The 12,123-nt window shown below is 62.9% G+C and carries 11 protein-coding genes and 1 pseudogene; 8 read left to right on the top strand and 4 right to left on the bottom strand.

The features are described from left to right. Positions 1–60 precede the first annotated feature (60 nt). Positions 61–1,161, top strand: coding sequence for a CobW family GTP-binding protein (locus tag HQ394_RS11805; protein WP_223291542.1), 1,101 nt, complete (start codon positions 61–63; stop codon positions 1,159–1,161). Beyond that, the gene (locus HQ394_RS11800; RefSeq protein WP_190260413.1) at positions 1,158–2,213 is read left to right on the top strand and encodes a WD40 repeat domain-containing protein; all 1,056 of its coding nucleotides are present in this window, start codon (positions 1,158–1,160) and stop codon (positions 2,211–2,213) included. Before HQ394_RS11805 ends, HQ394_RS11800 begins: the two co-directional genes overlap by 4 nt. Positions 2,214–2,360: 147 nt before the next feature. Here the strand turns inward: HQ394_RS11800 and HQ394_RS11795 are convergent, their stop codons facing one another. From HQ394_RS11795 to HQ394_RS11785, 3 genes are all read right to left on the bottom strand, one after another. Continuing rightward, positions 2,361–3,329 (bottom strand): glycosyltransferase family 2 protein, encoded by a 969-nt coding sequence (locus tag HQ394_RS11795; protein WP_190260412.1) that lies wholly within the window; start codon positions 3,327–3,329, stop codon positions 2,361–2,363. 268 nt (positions 3,330–3,597) lie between these two features. Further along, positions 3,598–4,125, bottom strand: a complete 528-nt coding sequence (locus HQ394_RS11790) for an HlyD family secretion protein (protein WP_190260411.1) — start codon at positions 4,123–4,125, stop codon at positions 3,598–3,600. 184 nt (positions 4,126–4,309) lie between these two features. Continuing rightward, on the bottom strand, positions 4,310–4,744 hold the full coding sequence (locus tag HQ394_RS11785) for a PilZ domain-containing protein (RefSeq protein ID WP_190260410.1): 435 nt from the start codon (positions 4,742–4,744) through the stop codon (positions 4,310–4,312). 190 nt (positions 4,745–4,934) lie between these two features. Between HQ394_RS11785 and HQ394_RS11780 the strand changes: the two genes are divergently transcribed. Then, entirely contained in the window at positions 4,935–6,206 is a 1,272-nt protein-coding gene (locus tag HQ394_RS11780; protein WP_190260409.1) for an O-antigen ligase family protein, read from the top strand. Between the two features lie 742 nt (positions 6,207–6,948). Here HQ394_RS11780 and HQ394_RS11775 read toward each other — a convergent pair. Then, positions 6,949–7,701, bottom strand: coding sequence for an IS5 family transposase (locus HQ394_RS11775; protein ID WP_190260408.1), 753 nt, complete (start codon positions 7,699–7,701; stop codon positions 6,949–6,951). 7 nt (positions 7,702–7,708) lie between these two features. Between HQ394_RS11775 and HQ394_RS11770 the strand changes: the two genes are divergently transcribed. The 5 genes and pseudogenes from HQ394_RS11770 to HQ394_RS11750 form a co-directional block, all read left to right on the top strand. Beyond that, the gene (locus HQ394_RS11770) at positions 7,709–8,758 is read left to right on the top strand and encodes an NCS2 family permease (protein WP_223291541.1); all 1,050 of its coding nucleotides are present in this window, start codon (positions 7,709–7,711) and stop codon (positions 8,756–8,758) included. Between the two features lie 126 nt (positions 8,759–8,884). After that, a complete protein-coding gene (dmeF, locus tag HQ394_RS11765; RefSeq protein WP_190260407.1) occupies positions 8,885–9,925 on the top strand; it encodes a CDF family Co(II)/Ni(II) efflux transporter DmeF in 1,041 nt (346 codons plus the stop codon). 1 nt (position 9,926) lies between these two features. Further along, positions 9,927–10,826, top strand: a complete 900-nt coding sequence (locus HQ394_RS11760) for a HugZ family pyridoxamine 5'-phosphate oxidase (protein WP_190260406.1) — start codon at positions 9,927–9,929, stop codon at positions 10,824–10,826. 317 nt (positions 10,827–11,143) lie between these two features. Further along, complete coding sequence (locus HQ394_RS11755; protein ID WP_190260405.1) at positions 11,144–11,785, top strand: cell wall hydrolase; 642 nt, start codon at positions 11,144–11,146, stop codon at positions 11,783–11,785. Positions 11,786–11,991: 206 nt separating this feature from the next. Continuing rightward, positions 11,992–12,102: pseudogene (locus tag HQ394_RS11750) on the top strand (nitronate monooxygenase); the annotation flags it as partial. Positions 12,103–12,123 lie beyond the last annotated feature (21 nt).

Genomic DNA, 12,123 nt, shown 5'->3' with positions numbered 1-12,123 from the left:
CCGCGCCGCCCCCTGGTCCGCGACCGAATGCCGCACGTACGCCGCAGGAGACGTAACACTTTGGACAAGATCCCCGTAACCGTCCTCACCGGCTATCTCGGTGCCGGCAAAACGACGCTTCTCAACCGCATTCTCTCCGAACCACACGGCCGCACCTACGCCGTCATCGTCAACGAATTCGGCGAGATTGGCATCGATAACGACCTCGTCGTCGCCGCCGACGAAGAAATCTTCGAGATGAACAACGGCTGCGTCTGCTGCACCGTGCGCGGCGACCTGATCCGGATCATCGACGGCCTATTGAAGCGCCGGCGGCGGCTCGATGCGATCCTGGTAGAGACGACGGGACTTGCCCGCCCTGCCCCGGTCGCACAGACCTTTTTCACCGACGACGCGGTTCGCGCCAAGACACGGCTCGATTCCATCGTCACCATCGTCGACGCTCACCATCTGCCTCGCGGCCTGGAGCACAGCAGCGAGATCCCCGAACAGATTGCCTTCGCCGACGTGGTTCTTCTCAACAAGTCCGATCTGGTGGACGCAGCAGGACTTGGCCGGGCGGAACAGCTAGTTCGGGCGATCAATCCCTATGCCCGACTGCATCGGACCAGCCACTGCGAGGTGGATCTGGCGGCGATCCTCGATCGGCGCGCCTTCGATCTCGACCGCATCCTGACACTTGAGCCGGACTTCCTCACCGCCGCCGCCGATCCGGAGCACGAACACGAACACGACCATGGTCATGAGCATGAGCATGAGCATGAGCATGAGCATGAGCATCATCACGAACACGGCGACGATGGCCATGCCCACCATCACGAGGATGACGCCGAGGCGACGCCGCCAGCTGCGGCATTACACACCGACGGTATCCTCAGTGTCGCCCTTAGCACGGATCAACTGGTGAACCCCGATCGCTTCGTGCCCTGGGTGGAGACGCTGCTGGCGGAGCAGGGCGGCGACATCCTGCGCAGCAAGGGTATTCTCGCATTTACCGGTGAAGACCGACGGTTCGTCTTTCAAGGCGTACACATGATCATCGATGGCAACCTGCAGCGCCCCTGGGCGGATGGCGAGCCACGGCGCAGTCGCCTCGTGTTCATCGGTCGTAATCTGGATGCGGCTAGGCTGCGTCGCGAGTTCGAGGCCTGCATCGGATGAGCGGTGACATCGCCACAACGCTGGCGAAACGGCAAGGATGGATTGGCACCATCGACGCGGTGGTCGTCAGCTGCGTCTGGGTTGGCCGGCGGCTGGCAATTGCCGACGGCGAGGGACGGATCGGCTGGATCGACCCGGCGGCGCCGCAGGTGGAGATGCAAGCGGCGCACACTGGCGCGGTACTGTGCGCCGCCGCCGATGCCACCGCGCTGATCACTGGTGGTGACGATGGTCAGCTCATGCGCCACGTTGGTCCTGAAGCCAGTGTGCAGATGGCACGCTTGCCCGGCCGCTGGATCGAGCATCTACTGCTGTCGCCGCCGCTTCACCTTGTCGCTGCCGCCGCCGGCAAGGACCTGATCGTCTTCGATGTCCGCAGCGGCGAATCCATCCGACAGTTTCCGCATCCCAGTTCCATCGGTGGCCTCGCACTTGATCCCAAGGGGCGGCGGATCGCCGCCTCGTACTACGGCGGCGTCAACCTGTGGTGGCTCGGCATCGACGGCGGCAATCCTCGTTGCCTGGAATGGAAGGGATCGCACCTGGCAACCACCTGGAGCCCCAACGGCCGCTTCGTCATCACCGCCATGCAGGAGCACACCTTGCACGGATGGCGGATTGACGATGAAATGCACATGCGGATGTCCGGCTATACGGCGAAAACACGCGCCTTTGCCTGGTCGCAGAAGGGCCGCTGGCTGGCCAGCGCCGGTGCACCGCAGGTTGTGTGCTGGCCGTTCACCGGCAGCGACGGGCCGATGGGCAAGGCTCCGTTACACCGCGGCGACCACGGCGCAGTGCCCGATACCGACGGAACCGGCGTGCTCGTCACACAACTCGCATTTCACCCCAGGGAAGACGTTCTCGCCGCCGGCTACGATGACGGCTGCGTCGAGTTGATCCACTTCGCCGACGGACGCACCCTTCCCGCGCTTGCCCCCGGGGATGGAGCGGTTACGTCCATGGCATGGAGCTGTGATGGCCGGGTGCTGGCATGTGGCAGCGAAGGCGGCCGCATCGCGGTGATACCGGTCAGCCCCGCGAGCCGCTAAGCCAGCGCGTGACGGTGGCGGAATTTGGCGGCAGACGCCGGTTTCGCATGCCTGATCCCGTAGCTGGTGGCCCAGCCGCATCAGCCAAGCTGCAGCAAAGAATGGCAGCGTACCACGCCGTTGGCCATCGATGCCCAAATGTCCCGATCAGCGATAGGGTTCATCGCCCGCCCGCCCGGCGATAAAGGCCTTGCCGCGCGCTAGTCCGCGGCGAATCCGCAGATCGAGCCGCCGTTCGGCGGTGAGCCTTGGCGCAAGCGCAAGCTGCAGGGAAAGAACCAGGGTCTGGATCATGCCACGGCCGATCAGATCGAGCGCTCGCCAGCGTGGATGACGTGCGTTCTTGCACACCAGTCGGGCATAGTTTCGTCCCTCGCGTTCCGCACGGCTGACGGCATAGGCTTCCGACTGCCGCACCAACGGGACGAAATCGAAGACATAGGCATCGCTGCTAGCGACGATATGCGGCCGGCGACGCCCCNNCAATCGGAGGAAAAACTCCGCATCCTCGCCGCCCGAGCGACCAAACGCCGGATCGAACCAAGGCTCATCGTCGACAAAGCAGAAGGACCGGCGCAATATGGCATTGCCACTGCGGGCGCCGGACGTGAAACCATCTTCCCGCACGGTCACCCGCCCCTGGCGTTCCGGCGCGTGACGGGTGAACGCCGCCACCAAGCCGGCATCCGGCGTTACGGTACCCTCGAAAATCGGCTGCACGTCCCCCAGCACCACATCGGCACCCGTGGCGGCGAATGCACGCAGGACTGCGGCCAACCAGCCGGGCGGCACGATGAAATCGTCATCGATAAACGCGATGAAGGTGCCAGCAGCCTCTCGCATCCCGCGATTGCGCGCCGTGGCGATGTTCGCCACCGACTCGTGACAGTAGCGCAATGTGATCGGGCTCTCAGCCTCCACCGTAGTGACTACCGGCCACGCTGAACGCTGAGCATCGTTGTCAACGACAATGATCTCGTAACGAATGTCCGTTGGCCGCTGCTGCGCGAGACAGGAACGCAAACAAGCGGCGAGCAACTCAGGGCGGCGATAGGTACAAACAACGATACTGAGATCCACAGGCGCAAGTGCTGGCGCAGGCGGTGTCGCGGTCATTCGACCGGCGAATGCGGTAGGCGAAACACGACTGACAGAATGTGGCATTATACTAAGCGGCACACCGACCATTGCTGGCTCTCTCCTCGACCATGCGATTGTCGCCAGGACGCGGTGGAACGACCCTTTAGCCGCCCGTCCGTCAGCCGAACGTCCGTCCCCGAATGCGTCGCCTTCCCCGTGACGAGAGGCCGCTCGCCGCCATCGGTAACGCAAGAAGGTGTCGCCGATTGTTGAAAGAGCGACCGGCACCCGGGGCACGCGGCCCTCAGCCATTGGCATCCTCGCCCTCCGCGTGCCGCTGATCGAGAAATTGGCGTGCCTGTTCGCCCAGCTTGACCACTTCGCCACGCAGCCGCTCCGGCCAACTCACATCGTCGCTCAGGCGCAGGCGCGCGGCGGCGCCGGGTGGCAACGCGCGAAGCCCCGCCAAATCGCTGACAATGACCAGCTGGTAACGTGGGTCTTGCCGAAGTACCTCGGGAAGGCCGTAGTGGCTGAACGCAGGACGGTCGCTGCCAATGGCGGTAATCCGCCCGCGGCCCATGGTCGACGACCCTTCAACGGCGACCCGCACCTGCCTGCCGACGGCGAGATCGATATCGGCCGGTACCAGCGCCTCGATAAACGGCTCTCCAGCCTTCGAAGACGCCAGTTGCACGAGCGGCTGCCCGACCATGACGTCATCACCAGCGCGGGTGAGCACATTGATGACGGTGCACGCACAGGGACTCGTAACCTGTACCGCCTTCGCCGGTTCGGCCCGCCGGCGGATGCTCAACAGCGGCTGTCCCACGGCGACAGACTGCCCAGGCTTGGTGATAATCTGATCCACGTAGCCACGATCGACGCTGACCGCGAGTTGTGAGGGAATGGGACGACCGCTGCCTCGGCGGACTCAATCTTTGATTTCTTCACCAGTGCGTAGGCGCCCATGGCGCCAAACGTACCGATCAGTGCCAGAACGGCAGCGACCCGCATCAGCCAGCGCCCGACATACCGTTTGCGCCTTGCGGGCCTCGCACGGCGTTGCGGCGTTGTAGGCAGCGGTGCTGCCGACGCTGGTACCAGAGGACGTTCAAGGGGCTCCGGCCGCCGCGCACCAGAAGCGCCCGCAGCATCCCCATCTGTTCCGGCGTCATACCGACGAAGGCAAAACCAAGCCGGTCAGCGCCTTCATTGACGAGACGCAGAGTTACCTTAACCGAAAGATCGACACCGCTTACCAGCAATTCCAGCATACCGACGACAGTGTCGTCCTCGGCGATGGACAGCTGACAGGAACTGGGAAGCGCCAATCCACCCAGCGACCAGTTGAGTACTGGGATCGATTGGCCATCGATAGTAATCCGCATGGGAATTTCCGTGCGCGAAAACAAGCGGCGCCCGGTGGTATTGGCCTCGTTTGCTGGCATCGAGCGAATTCCTCTCGGTACGGAGATTTGGCACCATCTCCGATACAAACAGCGCGCGCCGATCAGGTAATCCCGCCGGCAGTTCACGTCCGTTTTAATCGTTCATGCGACGCCTATCAGTGATGTGTCTCACTGACCCGCAACGCCAGAGGGATATTGTTTACTCGACTGACAACGTTCGAGGCTGGTTATGCAGCACGCCAATGCGGCCTTTCCACAGACCGTCGATCAACGGCAACGCCTGGTGGCACTCGTCGACCACTACGGCTCGCGTTGGATGACGTGTCTGCTGTTCATCTATTTCCTTTTCTGCTTTGTCGGCATCGAGCCAACGCCGTTAAACCACGGTGCAGCACCACAGACGACCGGTGGAACCAACGTAGTCCGCCAAATCCTGATCATCAGCCTGTTCTGCGGCTCACTGCCCATCCTCTTCGTCTACCGTCGTCGCCTTGCCGACGTGCTGCGAACGAACATCCTGCCGCTCAGCATCTATGCCTGGCTGGCAACCACGGCTCTCTGGTCGATGCATCCGCCACTGACATTACGCCGGATCATCGCCGAAACGCTATTGCTTGCGATGGTTGCCGCAGCCACCTGCGCCATGCGCTCTTGGCGAGAGATTGTCTATCCCATCGCTGTGGCTGCGGTGGTGATCATCCTCAGTGATATGCTGGTCGTGATACTGCTACCTGGTCAGACGATTGGACCGATGGGAGCATTCGGGCTACACTCCAACAAGAACACGGCTGGCGCGGTGACCCTAATCGCGCTGATATTCTGCGGGNGGTCCTTTCTTGCCTGTCGCAATTGGCGAATCCGCGCCGGACTGGTACCAGTTATTCTACTCGGATTTGTCTTTATCGTTCTCACCAAATCGAAGACCAGCCTTGGCCTCCTGGCGGTGATCTATGCCGCCTTTCCCGCGTTCTATCTTTTCTTCAAGCGTTGGTCGGCGGCTCCGGCGGTGGTTCCGGTGCTGCTGGTGAGCGCAGTTGCCTTCATCGTCCTGCTCGTCGGCATCGCCGGCTACTCGCGCGACGATGTCTTCGAATTCGTCTTCGGTGATGCGACATTGACGTTACGCACCGAACTCTGGGCGTACCTGCAAGGCAACATTGATCGTCACCCGTACCTCGGCGCGGGCTGGGGTGCCTTTTGGGAAACCGGCTCACCAATTAATCCCATCAATGCGCCGCCGCGGAGCTGGGTACTGCGCGCCACCGAGATCAATACCGCTCACAACGGCTACATCGACATGTGGCTGCAGGCGGGGCTGGTTGGTCTCTTGCTCCTGGTTGCAACGATCCTGCGGGCAATCTGGGTCTACGCCAACCTGTTGCGCCAGCGTCACTGGAGCAGCGAAGAGCAGCGGCTGATCGCGACCATGTTCGCCGTCATCCTGGCCATTGCCCTCTATAATTTCCTTGAGAGCCTGCTGTTCCATCCTGCTACTGTCTAACGGTGCTGTTCATGCTAGCACTTTTTACTGGCGAGACGCTTTATCGGCAGACGCGTCGGATCGGATCGGTGAGCCCACGCGGCGTGGCCGTGCCATCCGCTACGGCCCCTCTTGCGCAGTTGCAGCCACGTCTGCGGCGTGGGGCCGCCGCCTGCCTCCCTCGCTCGCTGCCTCCCACCCTGGGTCACCGCACATCCGGCACCGGTGGCGTCCAGTCAACCTTGAACTGAGACTAGACCTCTGTCCTGACCCCTATACTTGCGGGACTGGCCGCAGGGGTGCGAACCCCGCCAAGCCAGCTCCGCAGGCGCCGGTGCCCGCGAAACTCATGTGGCGCAGGCCCCCGCGCCGCAGAGCGTTTTCTCGCCCACCACCTCCTCCAATAGTGACACTGTACACCCCGGCAGCGAGGGGCAAAGTGGTGTAACGGCAGACTTGGCCAGTGGCGTGTCCGGCAGCGACTGCTGCAAGCCGTAAGCGAGCGACCAGCGCCGCTGTCAATTGCTCGTTGGCATCGGTGTTGCTTGGGCATTCCCACTGAGGGGGCGCCCCTGGCAACGGCCTGCGTTGCCTACAGCCGGCGCTGCCACTGAAGGGTCGTCTCGCGGGTTGGCAGGCGATGGGGGATGCCTGCCAATGTTGGAAACCTGCTTCAAACTGCGGCAACATGGAACGTCCCTGCGCACCGAAACACTCGCGGGGGTCAGCACCTTTCTGACCATGGTCTAGGGCCTGTTGAGATTCACCGTGAGTTTATGACGGCGGCGACGAGATAGATATTGGCGCTGAAGCTTTGGTCTGTTTTGTCGGCACGCATGGCGATGCGCTTGAACTCTTTGAGCTTACAGAAGAAGTTTTCGATGAGATGGCGCCATTTGTACATCTCGGCATCGAATGGGAGAGGCTTGCTCCGGCGCGGATGCTGGGAGATGACGATCTTGGCGCCGCGCTCGTTGAGCTCAGCGACGATGTCGTTGCTGTCGAAGGCTTTGTCGGCGATGAAAGCGTCGAATTGGAGGCCGTCGATGAGCGGGGCAACGCCGACGGTATCGAAGCGGTGGCCCGGCAGGAGTGCGAAGCGCACGAGATTGCCCAGGGCATCGGTCAGGGCCAGGATCTTGGTCGTCATGCCGCCTTTGGAGCGCCCTATGGCCTGGCTCTGAGTCCCNCCTTTTGCGCCCTGGCCATGGCGGTGAACCTTGACGATGGTGGCGTCGACCATGGCGTACTCCATATCGGGATCATCCGAGCAAGCCTCGAAAAGCCGAATGAAAACATCGGCTTTGACCCAGTCTCGGTAGCGCTTGAAGACGGTGTTCCAGTTGCCGAAAAAGGCCGGCAAATCACGCCAGGGACTGCCCGTGCGAACCACCCACAGAACCGCCTCGACAAAGAGCCGATTGTCTCTGCCGCTGCGACCCGCGTCCGTTGGCTTGCCCAGGCAGTGCGGTTCCATTCTCGCCCATTGGGCGTCTGTCAGTACAAAACGTTCCATCCATAGCTTGAATCACAATCAAGCCAAGGATGGAATCCTGAATCTCAACAGGCCCTACATAGTCTTCGTCAATCCGCAGATCCTCGCCACCACGGGGATGGAGCCGGGTGCGGTCTTCGTTGCCACCTGTCTTGCCGCCGCCTTCGGCAGTCTGGTGATGGCGCTCGCGGCGAACTACCCAATCGCCCTTGCTCCGGGCATGGGCCTCAACGCCTACTTCGCCTTCACCGTAGTTGCCAGCCAGGGCTATTCCTGGCAGCAGGCGCTGGGCGCCGTGTTCTGCTCCGGCGTATTGTTCGTGCTGCTGAGCCTATCACGACTGCGCGAGCGCATCCTCGGCGCTTTTCCGGCCAGCCTCAGGCGGGCGACCTCGGCCGGGATCGGCCTGTTTCTCGCGATCATCGCCCTGATGCATGCCGGCATCGTCGTTGCCCATCCGGCGACCCTTATCGCTGCGGGTGACCTGACCCAGGCACCAGCCATCCTCGCACTCGTCGGCTTCAGCCTGTTGTTCGTCGACTTTTTTGATACCGCCGGAACCCTGATCGGCGTCGCCCATCGCGGCGGCCTCCTTGATGCCAATGGACGGCGGCCTCGCCTGCGCCGCGCCCTGCTCGCCGACAGTTCGGCCACCGTATTCGGCGCCCTCATCGGCACCTCCAACACCACCAGCTACATCGAGAGTGCTGCAGGTGTCGCCGCCGGGGGACGCACCGGCCTCACCGCCGCCGTCACCGCAGTGCTGTTTCTCCTCACCCTGTTCCTGGCACCTCTGGCGGCGATGGTCCCGAGTTACGCAACGGCTGGCGCCCTGATGTCGATCGCCTGTTTGATGGCGCGCGGTCTGGCGGAACTGGACTGGGAGGATGTCACCGAGTACGCGCCAGCCATTGTCACCGCGATAACCATGCCACTCACCTACTCGATCGCCACCGGCATCGGTCTCGGTTTCATAACTTACGCCACCATCAAGCTGGCGGCCGGCCGGTGGCGCGACGTATCGCTACCGGTGATCGCCGTCGCCCTGCTCTTCTGCCTCAAGTTTGCCCTCGGCTGAGCGCCATCCCACGGTCTCGTCGCGCATGAGTGATATCAGCCGTCCAGGTCGGTGGCATCCAGGGCCATTGAACCGTAAACTCGCTGGCGACGCGAACAACCGTTCGAGCTCAACACGGAGGCCGGCATGCACACCCAATCGCTCGAGCCCTGGCAGCACCATCACGTCTTCGGCCAGGATCGGCCGCACGGTGGCGAACGGCGGGTGCTGCTCGTTGCCGTGCTCACGGCGGTGATGATGGTGGTGGAGATCGTCGGCGGCATCGCCTTCGGCTCAATGGCACTCCTCGCCGACGGCTTGCACATGGGCTCGCATTTCGCCGCCCTCAGCATCGCCTACGTTGCCTATGTTTACGCCCGCCGTCACGCCACAGACCATCGCTTCAGCTTCGGCACTGGCAAGATCAACGCCCTTGCCGGCTATTCGAGCGCCTTGCTACTGGCGCTTTTCGCCTTGGTCATGGCCGCCGAGTGCGCCGAACGGCTGCTGTCGCCGGTGCCGATTGCCTTCAGCGACGCGTTGCTGGTTGCCGTCGTTGGCCTCGTGGTCAACGGCGTTTCCGCCCTGTTACTTGGCCATCGCGAAGACGACGACCATGCCGGTCATGGACATCAGCCGGGCCATACGCATGCTGGTCATCATGCGCATGATCACACGCCGCAGCAGGGGAAAGGCCACCATCACGACCACGAGCAGGCGCGGCCTCGTGACCACAACCTGCGCGGCGCCTATCTGCACGTGATCGCCGACGCGCTCACCTCCGTTCTCGCCATTCTGGCACTATTGGGTGGCAAGTATTTCGGCTGGTCGTGGCTCGATGCGACGATCGGCATCGTCGGTGCGGTCATGGTCGGGCACTGGGCGCTCGGCCTGTTGCGCTCGAGCGGCTTCGTGCTGCTGGACCGCGAGGTGGAGGAAAGCGTCACTGCCACGGTCCGCGCCGCCATCGAAAGCGACGACGCCCGTGTTGCCGATCTGCACCTGTGGTCGGTGGGCACGGCCGGTTATGCCGCCGCCCTGTCGGTGGTCAGCGAGCAGCCGCTCACGGCCGAAGACTACAAGCGACGGCTGCCGCCCGCGGCGCGCATCGTCCACGCAACGGTGGAGGTTCACCGTTGTCCCGGGGATGCGGACAAGGCGCAGTGTCTCGATCGGGAGGGTAATTGACGTGGCCGTCGACGCTATTCGTGCTCTCATCCGGCGCGCCCGCTGTGGTGCGCTGGCCACCGCCCTCGCTGCAGATGAGGGCTGGCCGTACGTCTCGCTGGTGACGCTCGCCTGCGACACCGACCTCAGTCCGATCCTGCTGCTGTCCAACCTGTCCGATCACACCCGCAACCTGCAGGCCGATGCGCGCGCCTCGTTGATGCTGGAGGAAGCGTCGCGGCGCGCCAATCCGCAAACGGGCGCCCGGGTCACCCTCGTTGGCCGCGTCATCGCCGACGCCGAACCACGCTTGCGGCGACGATTCCTCGCCCGCCATCCCGGCGCCGCACTCTACGCCGATTTCGCCGATTTTCACGTCTTTCGGCTGGCGATCGAGCGCGCTCATTCCATCGGCGGCTTCGGCCGCGCCGAATGGCTGCCGGCGGAGGGTCTGCTTCAGCCAGAGGGGGCGGCGGCGATCGCAGCCTGCGAGGAGACGGTGCTCGCCGCCGTGAACACCCTGCATGCCACCTCCATCGCCACGCTTGCCTCCCGGCGGCTCGGCCTCACCGGCGAGGGCTGGGAGATGGTGGGCATCGATCCGGATGGTTGCGACCTGGGCCGAAAGAGCCGTTGGGCGCGGGTGCCGTTTATCCGCCCGGCCACCGATACAGCGACGCTGTGGGACGAACTGCACCGCCTTTTCGCTGCTGCCGCAGGTGCAGCGGATCCCCCGCCTCCCCGGCGTGAGGATGCCGGCGGCCGCCCTCAGAAGCCGAACGGCCTGATCCACCATCGCCATTTTTGTGCACCTGCGTCTCATTTGCCGCCCACGTTTCACCGCATTGCAGCGCCGTCGGCGCTTTTTTCGCTCCCGCCAACCTCTCCGGGACGGGGCAGATATGGGGCTATGCCCGCGTGACCGGGACGGTACCCGCCGCTCTTGCTAGTCTTACGGCATTTACTGAAATTTCAAAGTGTTACAGGCTTCGCGCTGGCGATAAGCATAGCTTCTAAGCAAATCGCCAGAATGCTGAACTCCACAATATATCGTAGGCGGCTTGCTATACCCTGCCAACAGACAGGGTCTTTCCGCTGCAATCAAAACAGATTTGCATTGACAGCTTCAGCTTCGTCCGTAAGGTGGCCTTCAACAATACTGTCTTGCTTGCGTGATGTGGGCAGGAATTCAAGGAGATTGATGAACCGAAGCAAGGTTCGCTTGGGAAGGAGTGGCTCTTGGGACAGAAGTCTCGCGTTATCCAGATCGGGGCTGGGATCGGAATTCTCTTGTGGGCGATCGCCCTGTTTCTGCCGGCGCAATCCAGGGCCGAGATGCTGAGCCTCGGAGCCATTGGCGAGCGGCTCGCTGCCTCCTCCAACGTCGCCGCCGATGGGTCGGGCATGACGCAGGATATCCCAACGCAGCGCGGTTGGCTCGCAACTGCCGGCCGCGCCAGCGAGAGCGATGAGGAGGACTGTCTCGCTCGCAACATCTATTGGGAAGGCGGCGGCGAGCCCTTCGAAGGCAAGGTGGCGATCGCTGCGGTTACCCTCAACCGGGTTGAGGATGAGCGGTATCCGAAGACGATCTGCGGCGTCGTCCAACAGCGATCGGGAATCTGCCAATTCAGTTGGATGTGCACTGGGCGCAAGAACCGGATGCCGCGCGGCATCGCCTGGGAAGAGGCGAAGGATGTGGCCAATATCCTCCTGCATATCGACTGGTTTGATCCGACCGGCGGCGCGCTTTACTTCCATGCTGACTATGTTCGGCCAAGCTGGTCGCAGACCATGTCCCGGATCACGCAGATTGGCAGGCACATTTTTTATCGAGATCGGTGGACGGCCGCCGCAGTCGCGGGCCATTCACCGTCATAGCTCCGCCGGATTGCCACTTCCGTCCAGGGAAGGCGAGGGAAAGCGGCAACTTCGGACCAGCGCGAGCGCATAACAAATCAAGACGCAGACGCAAAATCTAAATACTTTGAGGCAGTGGGCTCCCCACTGCCTTTTTGCTATGAGGCAGGTAAAAGAGAGGAAGCTGCCGGAAGACTCTCGCGCAGCCTCGCCACCTCAGTGATCGTCTCGCTATCGACCAGCCGATTATCCAGGCACCCATGGCCGGCGTGTCCACCCCGACGATGGCGGCGGCCGTCCGCAATGCCGGGGCTTTGGGCTCGATTGTCATCGGCGCCAGCAACGTCGATGCGGCATCG

The sequence above is a fragment of the Defluviicoccus vanus genome (assembly GCF_014672695.1).
Classification (GTDB): Bacteria; Pseudomonadota; Alphaproteobacteria; order Rhodospirillales; family Defluviicoccaceae; genus Defluviicoccus; species Defluviicoccus vanus.
The sequence above is the reverse complement of the archived record's forward strand: the minus strand, read 5'-3'. Positions and strand labels throughout refer to the sequence as shown.

Bases quoted from the DNA above. Each gene is read 5' to 3' on its own strand.
- HQ394_RS11800 (WP_190260413.1), top strand. From the start codon at position 1,158: ATGAGCGGTGACATCGCCACAACGCTGGCGAAACGGCAAGGATGGATT.
- HQ394_RS11785 (WP_190260410.1), bottom strand. From the start codon at position 4,744: ATGCCAGCAAACGAGGCCAATACCACCGGGCGCCGCTTGTTTTCGCGC.
- dmeF (WP_190260407.1), top strand. From the start codon at position 8,885: ATGCACACCCAATCGCTCGAGCCCTGGCAGCACCATCACGTCTTCGGC.